Below are 19332 nucleotides of genomic sequence, written 5' to 3' on the forward strand. Positions count from 1 at the left end.
AGCTCCTTTTCGATCTTTTACAGTAGAGGTTTCCATGTCTTCTGTTGAGCAGACACAACCTTTGATCAGTCACTTACTTGAGTTAAGAAACCGCTTGTTGCGCGCCATTGTCGCCGTGCTGGTGGTCTTTCTAGGGCTGATCTATTTCGCCAATGATATCTATGAGTTTGTCTCCGCACCACTGGTAGAACGGTTACCAGAGGGGGCTACCATGATCGCAACCGACGTCGCGTCACCTTTCTTTACGCCGTTGAAGTTAACCTTGGTTGCGTCGATTTTTATCGCGGTGCCGTTTATTTTGTATCAAGTCTGGGCGTTTGTTGCGCCGGGTCTCTACAAGCATGAGCGTCGCTTGATCATGCCGTTGATGTTTTCCAGCTCGCTGCTGTTTTATTGTGGTGTAGCCTTCGCTTACTTCGTGGTTTTCCCGTTAGTGTTTGGATTCTTTACCGCGATCTCATTAGGCGGGGTCGAGTTTGCCACCGATATCTCGAGCTATCTCGATTTTGTTTTGGCCTTGTTTCTTGCGTTTGGTATCGCGTTTGAAGTCCCGGTGGCGATTATTTTACTGTGCTGGACGGGGGCGACTGATCCGAAAAGCCTCAGTGAGAAGCGGCCGTATATCGTTGTAGGGGCGTTTGTCGTGGGTATGATGTTGACACCGCCAGATATGATTTCACAAACACTGTTGGCGATCCCTATGTGTTTACTGTTTGAAGTCGGTTTATTCTTTGCTCGCTTTTATGTGCGCAAAGAGAGCGACCAAGAGTTAGAAGAATAATCTTAGTTCTACAGAGATAAAAAAGGGCTGATGTTGACCATCAGCCCTTTTTCTATTGGTTAAAGAACTACAATCGAAACAGTGATTGAGCATTGTGTGTGGTGATTGAATCCACTTTTTCGATGCTAATGCCTCTTAGCTCTGCGATACGCTCGGCCACCAAAGACGTGTAGGCGGGCTCATTGCGTTTTCCTCGATGGGGTACCGGAGCCAGATACGGACAATCGGTTTCCAGAATCACATAGTTCATGTCGAGCTCGGGGATAACCTTATCCATCCCACCATTTTTAAAGGTGGATACTCCACCGAGCCCTAAATGAAAGCCCAAATCATTGATCGCCTTCGCTTCTTCTACGCTACCACCGAAGCAGTGAAACACGCCTGACAGCGCGCCATCTTGTTCTTTGCTCAGCAGGGCAAGTGTCTCTTTAATTGAGTCACGAGTATGAATCACCACCGGGAGTTGCATCTCTTTGGCCCAGTTTAATTGGGTGACAAAGGCCATCTCTTGCTCGGCGCGATAGGTTTTGTCCCAATAGAGGTCGATACCGATTTCACCTACGGCAATGAAGTTATGCTTATCGAACCAAGAGTGGACGACATCGAGCGTCTGTTTGACGTTGCCATCCACGTAGCACGGGTGAAGTCCCATCATTGAACGACACACTTGCGGAAATTGAGCTTCGGTCGCCAGCATGGGCTCAATCGATTCCAAGTCGATATTAGGTAGCAGGATCTGTTCGATGCCTTGGGCTAAGGCGCGTTGAACGACTTGTTCTCTGTCGTTATCGAACTCACTGGCGTAGATGTGAGCGTGGGTATCAATCATGGTCAATCTCTTGCTTGATAAGGAAGCGCCAGTATACGGCAGTGTGAGCCTTGGGTCATTTTTTGCATTTTTCTACGTTGGCGCTAGCGTCGGGGATAGGGAGTGATATTATGCAAATCCAAGCACTTTCACCAGACAAGGAGAATAGAGTGTCAGTATCGATTCAAGGTCAATTTCCTGGCCGTCGTATGCGTCGTCTACGTAAACATGACTTTAGCCGCCGTTTAATGGCTGAAAACCAATTATCGGTGAATGATCTTATCTACCCTATGTTTATTTTGATGGGCAAGGATCGTCGCGAAAGCGTAGAGTCAATGCCTGGGATTGAGCGTCTCTCCATTGACTTAATGCTGGAAGAAGCCCAATACCTGGCGCAACTGGGTGTCCCTGCGATTGCTCTATTTCCTGTGGTGAATCAAGATGCCAAAAGCATCTGTGCAGCAGAAGCTTATAACCCAGAAGGTCTGGTTCAGCGCGCGGTACGAGCACTGAAGGAACATGTCCCCGAAATAGGTGTCATTACCGATGTGGCACTGGATCCATTCACGACGCACGGTCAAGATGGCATCATCGATGAAGAGGGCTATGTGCTTAACGACGAAACGACCAAGGTGTTGGTCAAGCAAGCGCTGTCTCATGCTGAAGCCGGAGCGGATGTGGTCGCACCGTCGGATATGATGGATGGTCGAATTGGCGAAATCCGCAAAGCGCTTGAGCAAGCAGGGCACATTAATACTCAGATCATGGCGTACTCGGCAAAATACGCATCGTGCTACTACGGTCCTTTCCGAGATGCGGTTGGCAGCGCGGCTAACCTAAAAGGTGGCAATAAGAAAAACTACCAAATGGACCCGGCCAATAGCGATGAAGCGATCCATGAAGTCGCGATGGACATTAATGAAGGTGCAGATATGGTGATGGTTAAGCCGGGGATGCCGTACCTTGATATCGTTCGTCGAGTGAAATCAGAGCTTGAAGTACCCACGTTTGCTTACCAGGTGTCAGGTGAGTATGCGATGCATAAAGCGGCTTTTGCCAACGGCTGGCTCAAAGAGCGTGATACCGTCATGGAGTCACTGCTGTGCTTTAAACGTGCTGGTGCTGATGGGATCTTGACCTACTTTGCTAAAGATGTTGCTGAATGGCTGGCTGAAGAAAATGCACACGCAGCGAGCTTCTTAAAAACCAGCGAAGAGTAAACTGGGCGACTTTTTCTAGGCTGGCGGTTGCCAGCCTTTTTTTATTTGGGAGAGTGACCATGACCATCCTTTATCGAGCAGGTACCTTGGAAGAGTGTGTGCAAGTGGTGCAGCAGATCGCAGAATTTGCCCATAAAGAGACCGTTGAGAGTTTATCTGCCCGCCTTGATGGGAAAGTCCGCTATTTGGTGCAGGTAGCGCAAGAGGGAGATAACCTGCTCGGATTCAAAATTGGCTATCAGTTAGACGCCCAAACCTTTTACAGTTGGTTTGGTGGGGTGTCGCCGCTGGCCCGCAATAAAGGAGTGGCCCAGCAGCTACTTGATATTCAAGAGCGATGGGCGCGAGAGCAAGGCTATAACCAGCTTAAAGTGAAATCTCGCAATCAGTTTCCATCTATGCTGCGTTTACTGCTGCGAAATGGCTATATGATTGAAAAGTTTGAAGCGAAACAGCCGCTTGACGAAAGTCGTATCCACTTCATTAAGCCACTTCGCCAAGTTGATGAAAATTAAATGAGACTTTTTCTCATTTAACTATTGACCAACCAAATGAGAATGGTTATTATTTGTCTCGTCTTAGGGAATGAGAGAAGTTCACAAGGACGTGCACAACCAGTTTCATCATTGAATTTGGTCGAGCACATGACTGAGAGCTTGCACGAATTCTTTTTGACACGACATTGCTCACATTGCTTCCAGTGTAATTTATAGCTTTATGGTAAAGCAGCTCACTCTGAATTTGCTTTGACCCTTTTTTGCTAGGCGACATCGAAAGATGTCGCTTTTTTTATTTCTGCAGTTTGGTCATGAACAAAAGGACACCAATAGTCTTTTCCACAATCCAAGATCAAGCCAGGATCGATCTGTGCATGATTGATCAATAATAAAATCCAATATAAACATAAGCTTAAATTGAAGATCTCCCCAAATTATGGGTTATTGATATCCTGTGGGTAAATACTATGAACAGAGTTATCCACAGAGAGATGGTCGAATTGGCGTGATAATCAGCAAATATGTGAGTAACCCACCAAGAGTTAAAATGGATTCACTGAGTCAGTCGTGGCATCCTAAGCAGATCTTTTTGCATTTTCTTTGGATACGTAAAGACTATGGCTCACATACCTGATAATCCGTTAATTCTAATCGACGGCTCTTCATACCTTTATCGCGCTTTCCATGCCTATCCAGGCACAATGAGCAATGGTGATATTCCAACCAACGCTGTGTATGGCGTGGTGAATATGCTACGCAGCATGATGCGTCAGTTTGCATCGGATCGAATTGCGGTGGTGTTTGATGCCAAAGGAAAAACTTTCCGAGATGAAATGTTTCCGGAATACAAAGCCAATCGCCCGCCAATGCCGGATGATTTGCGTTGTCAAATCGAGCCGCTGCACAACGTGATTCGAGCGATGGGCTTGCCCTTGATCTGTGTGCCTGGCGTTGAAGCGGATGATGTGATTGGCACCTTAGCCCATCAAGCGTCGCAAAATGGTGTGCCGGTTTTGATCAGTACCGGTGATAAAGACATGGCCCAGCTCGTCGATGACAACATTACCCTGATCAACACCATGACTAATGTGGTGCTAGACCGTGAAGGTGTGATCGAAAAGTTTGGTATTCCGCCAGAGCTTATCATCGATTATTTGGCGTTGATGGGCGATAAAGTCGACAACATTCCTGGCGTACCCGGTGTCGGTGACAAAACCGCAACCGCGTTACTACAAGGCATTGGTAGCTTAGAACAGATTTATCAAAACCTAGACGATATCGCTGGATTAGGTTTCCGTGGTTCGAAAACCATGGCGAAGAAATTGGTCGACAATAAAGACAATGCGATGATGTCTTACGAACTGGCGACCATTAAGTTGGATGTGGAGCTAGAGCAAGGCTTCGATGAGCTAGTGAAGTCGGTACCGAATAAAGATGAACTGGTCAAGCTGTATGGGGAGCTGGTGTTTAAATCATGGCTCAATGAACTGCTGGAAGGGGGCACCGGCGTCGTTGAGGCAGATGAAAAGTCAGGCGCGATTCGTTCGACGAGTTCGGCTGCCAAGGCACCTGAACTTAATGTCTCGGCAGTTAATATTGACCGCAGCCAGTATCAAACCATTCTCGATCGAGACACCTTCACGCTTTGGCTCGATAAGCTTAAATCCGCAGAGGTTTTCGCTTTTGACACCGAAACCGATAGCCTCGACTATATGGTGGCCAACTTAGTAGGGGTGTCTTTTGCCACTGCAGAAGGTGAGGCGGCCTATGTGCCAGTGGCGCATGATTATCTAGATGCGCCGCAGCAACTTGACCGTGACTGGGTTCTGGAGCAACTCACGCCTATCTTGGAAGATAACAACCAAGCGAAAGTCGGACAAAACCTTAAATACGATGCCAGTGTGCTTGCGCGTTATGGTATCGAGATGAAAGGCATCAAGCATGACACCATGCTCGCTTCATATGTGTATAACAGCGTGGGTGGTAAGCACGATATGGATAGCTTGGCGCTGCGTTTCCTTCAACACAGCTGTATCTCCTTCGAGCAGATCGCAGGTAAAGGCAAAAAACAACTGACCTTTAATCAAATTGAGCTTGATGAAGCGGCTCCATATGCGGCGGAAGATGCCGATGTGACATTGCGCTTGCATAACCGATTAATGGAAAACATTGAGCAAGATGAGAAGCTCAAAGCGGTGTACGAGCACATTGAGATGCCTTTGGTGCCTGTGCTGTCGCGTATTGAACGCACTGGCGTGCTGATTGATGACATGAAGTTAGCAACCCAGTCTCAAGAGATTGCTCAACGTCTTGATGAACTTGAGCAAAAAGCCTATCAAGTGGCCGAGCAAGAGTTCAACATGAACTCACCTAAGCAGCTACAAGCGATCTTGTTCGAAAAAATGGGCCTGCCGGTGGTGAAGAAAACGCCATCAGGTACTCCTTCTACCAACGAGGAAGTGCTTCAGGAGTTGGCGCTCGACTATCCACTACCGAAACTGATCCTCGAATATCGCGGCTTGGCCAAGTTGAAATCGACATACACCGATAAGTTGCCGAAGATGATTAACCCTGAAACGGGCCGAGTGCACACCTCTTATCATCAAGCGGTGACCGCCACCGGCCGTTTATCATCAACCGATCCAAACTTGCAGAATATCCCTATTCGAAATGAAGAAGGCCGCCGTATTCGTCAGGCGTTTGTCGCGCCCCATGGGTTTAAAATCATGGCCGTCGACTACTCGCAAATTGAGTTGCGCATTATGGCGCACTTGTCGGGAGACAAAGCGTTACTCGAAGCCTTCCAGCAAGGTAAAGACATTCACGCAGCCACCGCCGCAGAAATTATCGGTGTTGATATTGACCAAGTGACCAGTGAACAACGCCGCCGAGCGAAAGCGGTGAACTTTGGTCTTATCTACGGGATGAGCGCTTTTGGCTTGGCTAAACAGCTCGGTATTCCTCGTGGGGAAGCTCAGCAGTATATGGATACTTACTTTGAGCGTTACCCGGGCGTGATGCAATACATGGAAGACACACGCAGCGCCGCGGCAGAACAAGGATACGTCGAAACTATCTTTGGTCGTCGTTTGCATTTGCCTGAAATCAAGTCGCGCAATGGCATGCGTCGCAAGGCCGCCGAGCGTGCAGCGATCAATGCGCCAATGCAGGGCACTGCGGCTGATATCATCAAAAAGGCGATGTTGCTGGTGGATGATTGGATCGAACAAGAGGGTGATGGTCGCGTTAAGTTACTGATGCAAGTACACGATGAATTGGTCTTCGAAGTTCAAGAGTCAGCTTTAGCCGAAATTGAAAGTAAAGTACAACAATTGATGGAGTCAGCCGCCGACCTCGATGTACCTTTGGTCGCTGAAGCAGGGCATGGTGATAACTGGGATCAGGCTCACTAGTCAAAAAAGCATCTAAAATAGAACAATAACATGAGCCAGTGCACAAACACTAACTTTTTTTGTATGTGAAAAAAGTTAGCGTCCGTAAGCACTCAATGTAGTTTAATAAAATTTTAATGAAAAAAACTTACAAAAATGGTTTTCATTTCTGACCAATTGTTGTACATTAATCGGCGTAGGGTACAGAGGTAAGATGTTCTATCTTTCAGACCTTTTGTTTCACGTTATTGGATTAGGCTGATTCAGCCGCCCCAGTCAGCTTTTGACTGGGGCGTTTTTTATTGGGCGAAGCAAAATAAATTTCCCCTTCCTTTGCTGTCCGTTTCGCTCACTTCTCTATTGGTGACTCACCAGTGCAAACTGTAACTTTGCAAAAATTTGTAACTTTACACCAATCACATTTTGGTTATTTTGGATGGTTAATCAAACGCCAAAAAATCAGCCTGTAATCGACAGTTTGTTATATTAAGTGATATATATCAGAGAGTTAAAGAACATTACTCGTTACGCGATGCATTAGTTGCGCTAGTGTGAAGTGATTGATTTCGCGAGAAGAATGGATGATCCTTGAAACATAATAACTAATAACGACTATTTCTCTCCCGTTGCCCCGCCAGGATGGTGGGGCTCTTATTTTCTGCAGGCAATAAAAAGCCCCGGATGACCAGGGCTAGTTCGAAAGTCTATGCGTTTACTCGGCGTCGTTATCGAGCTGCTCTTCTTCGCCAATCTCTTCGGTTATGTGCGCGGCAACAGCAGGGGCAAACCATTCGTCAAGCTTATTGCGCAGTACGTCTACGCCAATTCCTTTCAATGAAGAAAAAGCCGCCACGCTGACATCACCGCCAAAGCCGATGGCATCCTTTTTGATTTTAAGAACTTGAGCTTTGCGCGCGCCACTTTTCAGCTTGTCAGCTTTAGTCAGCAGTACTTGCACGGGGATACCACTGTCGACAGCCCAAAATATCAGTTGCTGGTCGAGGTCTTTCATCGGGTGACGAATATCCATCAATACCACCAGACCTTTTAAACACTGACGTTTTTGCAAATACTCACCGAGAGACTTTTGCCACTTTTTCTTCATTTCCATCGGTACTTGAGCGAAGCCGTAACCCGGCAAATCGACGATGTGACAACCATCGGTTACCTTAAACAAGTTGATGAGCTGAGTGCGTCCGGGGGTCTTACTGGTTTTGGCTAAACTCTTCTGGTTCGTCAAGCGGTTAAGAGAGCTAGACTTACCGGCGTTGGAACGTCCTGCGAACGCAACTTCGATACCTTCATCTTCAGGCATGTGACGAATGTCAGGTGCGCTGGTGATGAAATGGGTGTTTTGATAATGAATTTTTACGCTCACTGTTAACTCCATCTCGACTTTGTGTAGTCGATTGATTACTTTTTTGTGAAATTGTGTAAAATAACCGTGCTCGGCATAAGGTCGCCTATTGTACCATGAGTGTTAACGCAGAGTGGTACCGGAAGCTTGATAATTATAATGGAATGTCATGAAGAAATTAGCGCTAATCTTGAGTCTTTTAGCCAGCTGCTCTGTGTGGGCCCAAGGCAGCATTGAAGCTGGTAAAGCAAAATCCCAAACTTGTGTTGCCTGCCACGGTGCTGATGGCAACAGTCAACTCGCTATGTACCCTAAAATTGCAGGTCAGCATGCTAAGTATATCGAAAAGCAGCTTAACGACTTTAAACTAGGGATGGCTAGTAATGGTAAGCAAGGTCGTTATGACCCAGTGATGAGTGGCATGGCTATGCCGCTGTCAGAGCAAGATATGAAAGATCTGGCTGCTTATTATGCCTCTTTACCTATCTCTGGTAACTCAACACCTGAGAACGTGGTGGAACAGGGGAAAGCACTCTATACCGCCGGTGATGCAGAGCGTGGTTTAGCGGCGTGTATCGCTTGTCACGGTCCTCGTGGTAACGGCACCGAGCTTTCAGGGTTCCCTAAAATCTCGGGTCAGCACGCAGACTACATCAAAGCTCAGCTAGAAAAGTTCCGTTCGAGTACGCGTGAAAACGATATGAATGCGATGATGCGTGATGTCGCGAAAAAGCTGACTGATGAAGATATCGATACTCTATCTAAATACGTTGGTGGCCTGCACTAAGCCCTACCTATTCGTTCGAGCATAAGTTGTAATGAAAAAGCCCAAACTTGCGTTTGGGCTTTTTCATGTGCGTTGACTCACACTTGCTCCTAACGCTGGGTTAGTCATCTTGCTCATTGACGTGTAAGAGATCGCCCATACTTATCCCGCAATTTGGCACATTTATCTCTCTAACTATCTGAAAAATAATGATGTGATCAGCGAGGTAAAATAAATGTCGGCTTTTTATCTGGCATGGATTGCATCCCATCACCAGCGAGATAAAGTGAATACATCGGCAGGGCGCTGATCAAGGATTTCAGACTAGGATGTCTCCAAGGATGCGAGTAAAGGATACTCGGTCGAAAAATGGAAAAGAATGAGCAGGATGCTGATTCGATACGGATGGTCACCTTGTCTAATGGTTTAAGACAGCGCAAAGGATCAGGCTAAGGACTAGCCCAGACAACAGGAAGTAAACGGAAAGCCAAAATTCACCAGGACGGTGACAAACAACACCTTTTGCAAGGAAAGCGCAAAAAACAAAAGGATTATTGGGGCACATTTATCTGTGCAACACAGTTTTGCCTGATGGCATTTAGAAAGCGATAGAGACACTCTATCGCTTTTTTTATAGTTAATTTTCCAAAGTTGGTGATTATTTGTACAATAGTGCTCCACTCTGAGCTGACTTTCTGGTATGTTTCGCATCCCTGTTTGAGGATGTAAACATGCACAATTGCCCACTATGTCAAAGCATCGACACAGAGCACTATTTTGCAGACAAGCGTCGCGAGTATCTCCAGTGTCAGCAGTGTGAGTTGGTGTTCGTCAATCCAGCTCAACGTCTCGACGCTGAGCAAGAGAAAGCCCACTACGATTTGCATGACAACGACCCCAGCGATGCGGGTTACCGACGGTTTTTATCTCGGTTGAGCAAGCCATTGTTGGAGCGTATCGCCGCACATTCTCATGGGTTAGATTTTGGTTGTGGTCCTGGGCCGACATTATCGTTAATGTTGCAAGAGCAGGGGCACACGATGAACTTGTACGATATTTACTATCACCCAGATACCCAGGTGTTAGAGAGGCAGTACGACTTCATCACTGCTACCGAAGTAATCGAGCACTTATATGCGCCGAACCGAGTGTGGCAACAATGGTTAAATTTAGTTAAGCCAGGTGGCTGGATTGGTCTTATGACTAAGATGGTTATCGATGTAGATGCGTTCGCGCACTGGCACTATAAAAATGATCAGACCCATGTGATCTTTTTTAGTCGCGCGACGTTTCAATACTTGGCAGAGCGGGATCAGCTCGAGCTTGAATTTATTGGTAATGATGTAATTTTACTGAGGAAAGCCCAGTAATGAGCCGTAGTAAAAAATCGAGATCAGGCGGTAATGGCGACATTGTCGTAGTACGTAACCGCACGCAATCTGACGTTGAAGGTCGTTTGCGTAAAAAAGACAAAAAGCGCAAAGGGTTAAAAACGGGTAACCGCAACTCAGACGCAAAAACTGCCAAACAGCAAACATCGGGTCAGCAACGTGACCCTCGTTTAGGCAGTAAAAAGAAAATTCCTCTCGTTGTCGAGTCGGCGAAGAAACCCACCAAGGCGGAACGTCGTATCAATGCAGAGAAAGAACTAGAGATGCTAGAGAACGATGCTCAGCTCAATGTTCTGCTTGATCGCTTAGACAACGGTGATCACTTAGGCTCTGGCCTACAAAAGTATGTTGATGAGAAGTTAGCGCGCATTGAAGTCTTGATGAAACAACTTGGTCTTTATGAAGAAGAGCCAGAACAAGACGAGGAGCAAGAGGTGGTTGCACCTGCTTCACCGAAGAAGTCTACCAAGAAAGTGGACTCTGACGACGAGCTTCTTTCTCAGTTTGAATCGTTGGATCTGAACCAATTTAAAGGGTAATGAGACAGTATGAATGTAACCTTATTAGTCATTGCAGGCGGCGTCATTATTTTGGGCTTAGCTTCTTATGCAGGTTACCTTCTGCTCCAACTGAAGAAGCAAAAGGAATTGCAACAGCAACACCAAAAGCTGGCGATTGAAAAACGCAACGCCAACATTTTTGAGAGTGTCCATGTGTTGTGCTTAGCGGGTATCCAAGAGCAGTGTGACTTGTCGGAAATCAGTATTCGTCTCTACAACATCATGGATTACGTTCAAGGTGAGCAGCGGGTCGATTTCGAACAAGAGTTTCCCGCCACTTCTGAGCTATTCCATATCGTGAAAGATATGGCTCGTGGTGAAGAGCGTCAGAAACTCGCCAAGCAAGAACGGATGAAGCAGAATCTTGAACGCCATAAAGCGGAGTCGCGACTTCAAGATGCCATCATCGAAGAGCTCAAGTGTTTGCAGAAAAAAGTTCAGCCCCTCAATAATCAGATCACGATTCAGATGGTCTAACTGTCATTCGGTCACCCTAGATTAATCAGGGGTGATCGAGCTAGCAAATCTGACTATTTGCTGCTCAAAAAGTTACTTGTCTCACCGCCAGCGCTAGCCAGGTGTGGCAAAATAGCCCGCTAATTACAATGGCACCTAACGCCTGAATAGCACCATAGCTCAAACGGAAATACCAACATGTCGCAGCCTGTCGTCGCAAGCCAGCAAATCGTCTGGGATCAAGCCATTCTAGATAAATACAACTATTCAGGTCCACGTTATACCTCATACCCAACGGCTCTTGAGTTTCATGAGGCATTTACCGTCGCAGACTTTGATATGGCGTGCACTCAGTATCCCGATAGGCCGTTGTCGCTCTATATTCATATCCCGTTTTGCCACAAGCTTTGTTACTACTGTGGCTGCAACAAGGTCATTACTCGTCACTCGCACAAGGCTGATGAATACCTTGACGTACTCGAGTTAGAAATTCGTACTCGCGCGGCGTTGCTACAACAACGTAAAGTCACGCAGTTGCACTTTGGTGGTGGGACGCCCACTTTCTTGACTAAGGCACAGATCAGCCGTTTGATGGCGATCTTGCGCGGCGAGTTCTACTTTGAAGCCAACGCGGAAATCAGTATTGAAGTTGACCCACGTGAAATCGAGCTGGATATGCTGGACCATTTGCGTGGTGAAGGCTTTAACCGTTTGAGTATCGGGGTGCAGGACTTCAACAAAGAAGTACAGAAGCTGGTCAACCGTGAGCAGGATGAAGCCTTTATCTTTGCGATGGTTGAACGAGCCAAGCAGCTGGGATTCCGCTCGACAAACTTAGACCTGATTTACGGTCTGCCAAAGCAAACCAAGCAGTCATTTGCAGAGACACTTAAGCAAGTGCTGGAAATGACACCGGGTCGATTGTCGGTATTTAATTACGCTCACATGCCACAATTGTTCGCCGCGCAGCGTAAAATCAAAGATGACGATCTGCCCGCAGCCGAAGAGAAAATGGCGATTCTGCAAGATACGATCGCCACTCTGACAGAGGCAGGGTATCAGTTTATCGGCATGGACCACTTTGCCCTCCCTGACGACGAACTCGCCGTCGCGCAGCGCAATGGTGTGCTGCATCGAAACTTCCAAGGTTATACTACTCAAGGCGAAGCAGACTTAGTCGGGTTTGGTGTGTCGGCGATTTCTATGATTGGCGATGCTTACGCTCAGAATCAGAAAGAGCTGAAAAAGTACTATGCTCAAGTCAACGACCAGCGTCATGCATTATGGAAAGGGGTTGCGCTAGATAGTGATGACTTACTACGACGAGAAGTGATCAAGCAGCTTATCTGTAATTTCAAGCTCGACAAAATGGCGATTGAGTCTGAGTTTAACGTTCAGTTTAACGACTACTTTAAACAAGACTTAGAACTGCTGCAGACTTTTATTAACGATCAACTGGTTGAGGTCGATGAGCAAGAAATTCGCGTCACACTGCGTGGCCGCCTGCTGATTCGCAATATCTGTATGTGTTTTGATAAGTATTTAAGGGCTAAGGCTAGGCAGCAGCAGTTTTCTCGCGTTATCTAAGTATTCTTCGTATTTGAAGCCACCTCTTTCCTTTATTTGTGCAAAGCGGTGGCTTTTTGCTATCTAGAGCTTAGGGAGTGATATAGGTATCGTGAGCGGTGTCCCACAACGCTTTGACCAGCGGGTTATCTAGCTGTGAGCGTTTGCAGCACACGCCGAGTTTAAAGGGTTTAATCGAAGCGACTTTAAGGCGCTGAATCTTCTCTTTCACCGGGCTGTTATTGATGACCACATCCGGGGCGATACCCACTCCGCACCCTAGGGCCACCATACTGGCAATCGCTTCATGACCAGACACTTGGGCGTAAATAGTGGGTTTGATTTTCATCGCTTTAAACCACGCATTGGCGCGCTCTCGCGCAGTACCTGACTCGGGGACGATAAACGGGATCGTCGACCAATCCGGTTTCTCTTTCTGTAGCTCCTCTGCAAAGTTACTCACGCCCACGGGAGCGATAACAGACAGAGGGATCTCGCTGATCGTCTCGAACTCGATCCGCGCTGGCAACTGTTCCGGCTGTGCGGAGATAGCGATGTCCACTTCATCCGCCAACACCTTTTCAATCGCTTGCGCCGGGTCGCCGGTAGAGAGCTTAAACTCGATAAACGGATGTTGAAGACGGAACTCAGACAGTAGCTCTGGCAAATGACTGTAACTCGCTGTCACGGAACAGAATAGACGTATTTCTCCTTTGAGCTCCTGATCGTGGCCTTTAAGCTGAGCATGATAGTTTTGCCACTCCCCAACAATTTTAAGTGCGACAGGTAAGAGCTTTTTCGCGGCAGGGGTCAGCTCAACGCTGCGGTTGTCGCGCACAAACAGTACTTGGCTGGTATCGCTTTCTAGTTTTTGTATTTGACGACTGAGCGCTGAGGGGCTGATATGCATGGCAGAGGCCGTCTTGGCAAAGCTTTTACTATCACACAGATGAATGAACAACTGCAGACTTTTAACGTTCATGAAATGGTCACATCCTTGTTGCATTAATTGCAATTACTAATTGTGAATATATCACTTTAAGCAACTAATTACCTGTTTTAGTATGAACTCATTCGGTCCATAAGCGACCGACCTCAATGGAAAAATTCTATAAAGGAGCGCCCCGATGGCTAACTATTTCAACACTTTGAACCTACGCGAGCAGCTAGACCAATTAGGTCGTTGTCGTTTTATGGACCGCAGCGAGTTTGCAACGGAAGCTGATTACCTAAAAGGTAAGAAGGTGGTTATCGTTGGTTGTGGTGCTCAAGGCCTAAACCAGGGCCTAAATATGCGCGATTCTGGTTTGAACGTTGCGTACGCACTGCGTCAGGCCGCGATTGACGAGCAACGTCAATCTTACAAAAACGCTAAAGAGAACGGTTTTGAAGTAGACAGCTACGAAAAGCTTATTCCTGAAGCTGATCTTGTTATCAACCTAACACCTGACAAGCAGCACACTAACGTAGTTGAAACCGTTATGCCGCTAATGAAAGAAGGCGCTGCACTCGGTTATTCACACGGCTTCAACATTGTTGAAGAAGGCATGCAAATCCGTAAAGACCTAACGGTTGTCATGGTTGCGCCTAAGTGTCCAGGTACCGAGGTACGCGAAGAGTACAAGCGCGGTTTTGGTGTACCAACGCTTATCGCGGTTCACCCGGAGAACGATCCAAAAGGAGAGGGCTGGGATATCGCCAAAGCATGGGCAGCAGGTACGGGCGGCCACCGCGCAGGTTGTTTAGAGTCTTCATTCGTAGCAGAAGTGAAATCTGACCTAGTGGGTGAGCAAACTATTCTATGTGGCATGCTTCAAGCGGGTTCTATCGTTTGTTATGAAAAGATGGTGGCGGAAGGTATCGACCCAAGCTACGCAGGTAAACTTCTACAGTACGGCTGGGAAACCATTACTGAAGCACTGAAATTCGGTGGCATCACGCACATGATGGATCGCCTATCAAACCCAGCCAAAGTGAAAGCGTTTGAACTTTCTGAAGAGCTAAAAGAGCTGATGCGTCCACTGTACAACAAGCATATGGATGATGTTATTACCGGTGAGTTCTCTAGTACTATGATGGCTGACTGGGCGAACGACGATGCAAACCTACTTGGCTGGCGCGAAGAAACGGGTCAAACGGCGTTTGAAAATTACCCAGAAGGCAATGTTGAAATCTCTGAGCAAGAGTATTTCGATAACGGCATTCTAATGGTGGCTATGGTTCGCGCTGGTGTTGAGCTAGCATTCGAAGCAATGACTGCGTCAGGCATCATCGATGAGTCGGCATACTACGAGTCACTGCACGAGCTTCCGCTTATCGCCAACACAGTTGCTCGTAAACGTCTATACGAAATGAACGTAGTTATCTCAGATACCGCTGAATACGGTAACTATTTGTTCGCTAACGTGGCAACGCCGCTGCTACGTGAGAAGTTTATGCCGAAAGTGGGTACAGAGGTGATTGGTAAAGGTTTAGGCGAAACGTCTAACCAAGTGGATAATGCAACACTTATCGCGGTGAACGAAACAATCCGCAACCACCCTGTAGAGTACATTGGTGAAGAGTTGCGCTCGTACATGAGTGACATGAAAAGAATCGCCGTTGGTGGTTAATATTCTGCGTCATTGCGCTACAGCAAGGCAGTAAGAACTCCAGACAGACTGGAGTCAATAAATACAAAACACAACATCTAACTAAAAGGCTTGGTCTCCGTTGACCAAGCCTTTTTTATTTAGGGACTGGAACGAGCTTCGCCCTGCGAGATGCTAGATCATTTCACATCGACAACGGTCTGAGTTATTCAAGACAAACGGTCATTCCTTAGAGCAACGAAGTTGAGAGTAAGGAATCTCTAATCGCTTGTTCATTGGTTATAGTAGAGCCCCCAACTCGATCGTCTCTCCCTCTCGTGGATGACTGAAGCATGAAGATTGGTTGGTCTGTTACATCTCCTCAAAAACAAAAAGGGCCGATGCATTACATCGGCCCTCAAGGTTCTCTAGCTTTTCAGCTTACTTGTCCGCTAGCTTCTCTTCTAGCTCTGCCAGTTTGGCTTCCATTTCGGTCAGTTTCTGACGCGTACGCAGTAGAACTTGCGTTTGTACATCAAACTCTTCGCGGCTGACGACGTCGAGCTTGTTAAGCTGGCCTTGAATTACCTGACGAACTTTTTGGTCTACGTCGGCACCGAGTTCTTTCACTGGGGCTGGCATAGAGTCATGAATTTGTTTAGCGATTTGCTCTAGTTTCTTTGGGTCAAACATGTGACTAAAACTCCTTTCAATTTGCCCTCATTCTATGTAATTGATACGGGAAAGTCGCTAGTTGGGTAACAAAAATTCGAAGCGACTACCAGCAAACTCAGCAAATAAAAAAGGTCACCGAAGTGACCTTTTATTCGTTTCGCTTAGCGATTGTCGGCAATTTCTCGGCAGGCGGCTTTCGCCTCATCGGCTCGAGCCAGTTTTTCCAAGTCTTTGTCTTCAACAAACACAGGCAGTGGTTTGTGTTTTTCAGCCAAGTAGCTGTAGATAACCGGCAATACAAACAGGGTAAAGATAGTACCGATTGCTAGGCCTGCAACGATAACAATACCGATACTAAAGCGCTGAGCCGCACCTGCACCGGTGGCGTACATTAGCGGGATAAGACCAGCAATCATCGCGGCTGTCGTCATTAGGATAGGGCGCAGACGCACTTTTGCTGCTTCCATGACGGCTTCCGTTTTACTCAGTTTGTTGTGAAGTTGCTCTTCTTTCGCCACTTCACAGATCAAGATACCGTGCTTAGTGATAAGACCCACTAAGGTAATCAGACCAACTTGAGAGTAGATATTCATCGTTGCCGCACCCCAAGCAAGGGCAATCAGAGCACCACAAATCGCCAATGGTACTGAGACCATGATAACCAGCGGATCTTTCACTGATTCGAACTGGATGGCCAACACGAGGAAGATGATCGCCAGTGCTAAACCAAAGGTCGCATAGAGGGCACTGCCTTCCGTTACGTACTGGCGCGCTTCGCCCATGTAGTCGTGGTTGTAACCGCTTGGTAGCTTCTCTGCTGCAATCCCTTCGAACCAGTTGATGGCATCGCCCATAGCCGTGCCCGGTGCTGGCACCGCACCAACCGTCGCTGAGTTGAGCTGGTTGAAGTGAGGAAGAGAGCGAGGCTCTGCTACGACATCAATTGTAATCAAACTACCAAGAGGCACTGCTTTACCATTTGCACTGCGTACATAGTAGTTATTCATCGATTCTGGGTTTAGACGCCACTTACGCTCAACTTGAGGAATCACCTCGTAAGAGCGGCCGTTAAGGTCGATACGGTTAACGTAACCGTCCGCCATCATAGTGCTGAGCGTAATACCGATGTCTTGCATGGTCACGCCATATGCACCGGCTTTGTCTTTGTCGATGTTGATTTTCATCGTTGCCGAGTCGTAGTTCAGATCCAAATCTGAATAGACGAACATTGGGCTCGATTTCACTTCCGTTAGCACATCGGTCGCAATTGAGAATAGGCTCTCAAATGCGTTTGGCGTGGTGATCACGAACTGAATCGGCAGACCCGAGCCAGCACCTGGTAGTTCTGGCATCTGGAAAGCCGTGACCGCCATACCCGGAACATTACTGACTAAACCACCCACGCGGTTGGCCACCTCAGACTGACTCGCTTCGCGCTCACTCCAAGGCACCATAGACGCGATACCAAACGCTTGGTTCGAGTTAGGCACCCCAGTAAATACCTGAGCAAAAGCCACTTCAGGCTGGTCAGATAAGATTTGGTTGACGTCGTTCATGGTGTTTTGCATAAAGTCTAAGTTCGCGTTAGACGGAGCCGTACCCATCAGCATCACAACGCCTTTATCTTCTGACGGCGCCAGTTCACTTGGAATGAACTTAAACAGCATAGGTAGGCTGGCAAATACAATAATGGCGAAACCAATAACCACAGGACGACGCTGCATCACCGCTTCAAGCATCTTAGCGTAGCGATTGGTCATGCCATCAAGGATATGGTGAACCTTCTGCTCAAACTTGCTTGGCGCTTCGTTCGCCTTTAGCATTTTCGAACACATCATCGGAGAGAGGGTCAGTGCGACAATACCGGATACAAACACTGAACCTGCTAGGGTCAAGGCAAACTCCTTGAATAGCGAGCCCGTAATGCCTCCCATTAGGGCGATCGGCGCATATACTGCACCTAACGTCAGGGTCATGGCGATAACCGGAACCGCGATTTCACGGGTACCAATAATTGCGGCTCGGAATGGGGATTCACCGAGCTTGATGTGACGGTCAACGTTTTCAAGTACCACGATCGCATCATCGACCACCAGACCGATGGCAAGTACCATGGCCAGTAGCGTCATCAAGTTCCATGAAAAGCCCATCGCTTGCATCACCATTGCCACACCAATCAAAGAGAGTGGGATAGTCACGATAGGGATGATGACCGCGCGGAAGGAACCTAGGAATAACGTGATGACCACCAGTACGATCAATGCCGCTTCAACAATGGTTTTGATTACCTCGTTGATAGACTCATTGATTGCGATCGTCGAGTCGTACATCACGTTCATCTTGATGTTGCTTGGCAGGTTACGCTCCAATTGAGGTAACAGTTCCAGTACATCTGCCGCAATGTTAATCGGGTTAGCACTTGGCGCCGCGTTGATGGCGGCTACAACAGCTTCTTGGCCGTTGGCACTAGCACGGTAAACATCGTGGCTCTTCTCTAGCGACACTTTCGCAATGTCGCTCAAGCGAGTGACGTCGCCATCGTCAGTGCTGACAACTAGGTTTGATAGCTCGTCAACGTTGGATACCTGAGTATCCGCACTACCATTGTAAAGTACGAACTCACCAATGGCCTGACCTGTGGCCGATTGATAGTTATTGGCGTTCAACACGCCCATTACATCGGTAGCGGTTAAGTTGAGCGCCGCCATTTTCGCCGGATCGAGCCAGATACGCAGGGCGTATTTCATACCACCATAGAGGTCGACCTTAGACACACCGTTCACAGTGAACAACTGCGGGTTGATCACACGTTCGAGGTAGTCAGTGATTTGGCTAGAAGAGAGTTCATCACTGGTAAAGCCGATGTAAAGTACCGCAGTGGTTGAGCCGGTCGACATGGTTACCGTCGGATCTTCCGCTTCTTTAGGTAGCTGAGAGCGCACCGAGTTGGTTTTTGCCAACACATCAGACAGTGCCGCATTGGGATCAGTATTGAGCTTCATGTTGACGGTAATGGTGGATTTACCCAATACCGAAGAGGAAGTCATGTAATCAATATTGTCTGCCTGTGCGACGGCCTGCTCCAGAGGCTGGGTAATAAAGCCTTGGATCAAATCAGCACTGGCACCGTAGTAACTGGTGGAGACCGTTACTACCGTATTCGTCATTTCAGGGTATTCACGGACCTGCATCTTGAAGATGGCTTGTAAACCAAGCAGAGCTATCAAAAAGCTGATCGATACCGCTAAAACCGGACGTTTAATAAAAACATCAGTAAAGCGCATGAGGCCTCC

At 47.4% G+C, this 19332-nt stretch carries 16 protein-coding genes; 11 read left to right on the forward strand and 5 right to left on the reverse strand.

Going from position 1 to position 19332, the window contains the following annotated elements; all coding sequences use genetic code 11:
* Window positions 1–34: 34 nt before the first annotated feature.
* The gene (tatC, locus tag FCU94_RS14465; RefSeq protein ID WP_176289230.1) at window positions 35–781 is read left to right on the forward strand and encodes a twin-arginine translocase subunit TatC; all 747 of its coding nucleotides are present in this window, start codon (window positions 35–37) and stop codon (window positions 779–781) included.
* 67 nt (window positions 782–848) lie between these two features.
* On the opposite strand, the gene FCU94_RS14470 is transcribed toward tatC, so the two are convergent.
* Complete coding sequence (locus FCU94_RS14470; protein ID WP_176289231.1) at window positions 849–1610, reverse strand: TatD family hydrolase; 762 nt, start codon at window positions 1608–1610, stop codon at window positions 849–851.
* A 149-nt stretch (window positions 1611–1759) separates the two neighbouring features.
* Here FCU94_RS14470 and hemB point away from each other — a divergent pair, with 149 nt between their 5' ends.
* The 4 genes from hemB to FCU94_RS19460 all read left to right on the forward strand — a co-directional run bounded on the left by hemB (window position 1760) and on the right by FCU94_RS19460 (window position 6960).
* Complete coding sequence (gene hemB, locus FCU94_RS14475) at window positions 1760–2809, forward strand: porphobilinogen synthase (protein WP_176289277.1); 1050 nt, start codon at window positions 1760–1762, stop codon at window positions 2807–2809.
* A 59-nt stretch (window positions 2810–2868) separates the two neighbouring features.
* On the forward strand, window positions 2869–3324 hold the full coding sequence (locus FCU94_RS14480; protein WP_176289232.1) for a GNAT family N-acetyltransferase: 456 nt from the start codon (window positions 2869–2871) through the stop codon (window positions 3322–3324).
* A gap of 599 nt (window positions 3325–3923) precedes the next feature.
* On the forward strand, window positions 3924–6719 hold the full coding sequence (gene polA, locus FCU94_RS14485; protein WP_176289233.1) for a DNA polymerase I: 2796 nt from the start codon (window positions 3924–3926) through the stop codon (window positions 6717–6719).
* A gap of 193 nt (window positions 6720–6912) precedes the next feature.
* Window positions 6913–6960, forward strand: a complete 48-nt coding sequence (locus FCU94_RS19460) for a hypothetical protein (protein WP_438356636.1) — start codon at window positions 6913–6915, stop codon at window positions 6958–6960.
* Between the two features lie 450 nt (window positions 6961–7410).
* On the opposite strand, the gene yihA is transcribed toward FCU94_RS19460, so the two are convergent.
* Window positions 7411–8076, reverse strand: coding sequence for a ribosome biogenesis GTP-binding protein YihA/YsxC (yihA, locus tag FCU94_RS14490; protein ID WP_176289234.1), 666 nt, complete (start codon window positions 8074–8076; stop codon window positions 7411–7413).
* A 148-nt stretch (window positions 8077–8224) separates the two neighbouring features.
* Here yihA and FCU94_RS14495 point away from each other — a divergent pair, with 148 nt between their 5' ends.
* The 5 genes from FCU94_RS14495 (at window position 8225) to hemN (ending at window position 12815) form a co-directional block, all read left to right on the forward strand.
* Window positions 8225–8842, forward strand: a complete 618-nt coding sequence (locus FCU94_RS14495) for a c-type cytochrome (protein WP_176289235.1) — start codon at window positions 8225–8227, stop codon at window positions 8840–8842.
* Between the two features lie 710 nt (window positions 8843–9552).
* Window positions 9553–10191, forward strand: coding sequence for a class I SAM-dependent methyltransferase (locus tag FCU94_RS14500; RefSeq protein ID WP_176289236.1), 639 nt, complete (start codon window positions 9553–9555; stop codon window positions 10189–10191).
* A complete protein-coding gene (gene yihI / locus FCU94_RS14505) occupies window positions 10191–10751 on the forward strand; it encodes a Der GTPase-activating protein YihI (RefSeq protein ID WP_176289237.1) in 561 nt (186 codons plus the stop codon). The genes FCU94_RS14500 and yihI overlap by 1 nt, the downstream gene beginning before the upstream one ends.
* 9 nt (window positions 10752–10760) lie before the next feature.
* Entirely contained in the window at window positions 10761–11249 is a 489-nt protein-coding gene (locus FCU94_RS14510; RefSeq protein ID WP_176289238.1) for a DUF2489 domain-containing protein, read from the forward strand.
* 177 nt (window positions 11250–11426) lie between these two features.
* On the forward strand, window positions 11427–12815 hold the full coding sequence (hemN, locus tag FCU94_RS14515) for an oxygen-independent coproporphyrinogen III oxidase (RefSeq protein ID WP_176289239.1): 1389 nt from the start codon (window positions 11427–11429) through the stop codon (window positions 12813–12815).
* 70 nt (window positions 12816–12885) lie between these two features.
* Here hemN and ilvY read toward each other — a convergent pair whose 3' ends face one another.
* The gene (ilvY, locus tag FCU94_RS14520) at window positions 12886–13776 is read right to left on the reverse strand and encodes an HTH-type transcriptional activator IlvY (protein ID WP_176289240.1); all 891 of its coding nucleotides are present in this window, start codon (window positions 13774–13776) and stop codon (window positions 12886–12888) included.
* Between the two features lie 145 nt (window positions 13777–13921).
* Here ilvY and ilvC point away from each other — a divergent pair, with 145 nt between their 5' ends.
* Window positions 13922–15406 carry a ketol-acid reductoisomerase gene (gene ilvC / locus FCU94_RS14525; RefSeq protein WP_176289241.1) on the forward strand — a complete coding sequence of 495 codons (1485 nt, stop codon included), beginning with the start codon at window positions 13922–13924 and terminating at the stop codon, window positions 15404–15406.
* A 399-nt stretch (window positions 15407–15805) separates the two neighbouring features.
* Here the strand turns inward: ilvC and ubiK are convergent, their stop codons facing one another.
* Together ubiK and FCU94_RS14535 are read right to left on the reverse strand one after the other, a co-directional pair.
* Window positions 15806–16057 carry a ubiquinone biosynthesis accessory factor UbiK gene (gene ubiK, locus FCU94_RS14530; protein ID WP_176289242.1) on the reverse strand — a complete coding sequence of 84 codons (252 nt, stop codon included), beginning with the start codon at window positions 16055–16057 and terminating at the stop codon, window positions 15806–15808.
* A gap of 143 nt (window positions 16058–16200) precedes the next feature.
* Window positions 16201–19323, reverse strand: coding sequence for a multidrug efflux RND transporter permease subunit (locus tag FCU94_RS14535; protein WP_176289243.1), 3123 nt, complete (start codon window positions 19321–19323; stop codon window positions 16201–16203).
* Between the last annotated feature and the right edge of the window lie 9 nt (window positions 19324–19332).

This window comes from Vibrio sp. JPW-9-11-11 (assembly GCF_013369335.1).
In the GTDB taxonomy this organism is placed as follows: Bacteria; Pseudomonadota; Gammaproteobacteria; order Enterobacterales; family Vibrionaceae; genus Vibrio.

What these genes read in the sequence shown, in the direction of transcription:
- polA (WP_176289233.1), top strand. Translation starts at nt 3,924, where the DNA reads ATGGCTCACATACCTGATAATCCGTTAATTCTAATCGACGGCTCTTCA.
- ubiK (WP_176289242.1), bottom strand. Translation starts at nt 16,057, where the DNA reads ATGTTTGACCCAAAGAAACTAGAGCAAATCGCTAAACAAATTCATGAC.
- FCU94_RS14510 (WP_176289238.1), top strand. Translation starts at nt 10,761, where the DNA reads ATGAATGTAACCTTATTAGTCATTGCAGGCGGCGTCATTATTTTGGGC.
- FCU94_RS14500 (WP_176289236.1), top strand. Translation starts at nt 9,553, where the DNA reads ATGCACAATTGCCCACTATGTCAAAGCATCGACACAGAGCACTATTTT.
- ilvC (WP_176289241.1), top strand. Translation starts at nt 13,922, where the DNA reads ATGGCTAACTATTTCAACACTTTGAACCTACGCGAGCAGCTAGACCAA.
- FCU94_RS14535 (WP_176289243.1), bottom strand. Translation starts at nt 19,323, where the DNA reads ATGCGCTTTACTGATGTTTTTATTAAACGTCCGGTTTTAGCGGTATCG.
- FCU94_RS14480 (WP_176289232.1), top strand. Translation starts at nt 2,869, where the DNA reads ATGACCATCCTTTATCGAGCAGGTACCTTGGAAGAGTGTGTGCAAGTG.
- ilvY (WP_176289240.1), bottom strand. Translation starts at nt 13,776, where the DNA reads ATGAACGTTAAAAGTCTGCAGTTGTTCATTCATCTGTGTGATAGTAAA.
- tatC (WP_176289230.1), top strand. Translation starts at nt 35, where the DNA reads ATGTCTTCTGTTGAGCAGACACAACCTTTGATCAGTCACTTACTTGAG.
- hemN (WP_176289239.1), top strand. Translation starts at nt 11,427, where the DNA reads ATGTCGCAGCCTGTCGTCGCAAGCCAGCAAATCGTCTGGGATCAAGCC.
- FCU94_RS14470 (WP_176289231.1), bottom strand. Translation starts at nt 1,610, where the DNA reads ATGATTGATACCCACGCTCACATCTACGCCAGTGAGTTCGATAACGAC.
- FCU94_RS14495 (WP_176289235.1), top strand. Translation starts at nt 8,225, where the DNA reads ATGAAGAAATTAGCGCTAATCTTGAGTCTTTTAGCCAGCTGCTCTGTG.
- yihI (WP_176289237.1), top strand. Translation starts at nt 10,191, where the DNA reads ATGAGCCGTAGTAAAAAATCGAGATCAGGCGGTAATGGCGACATTGTC.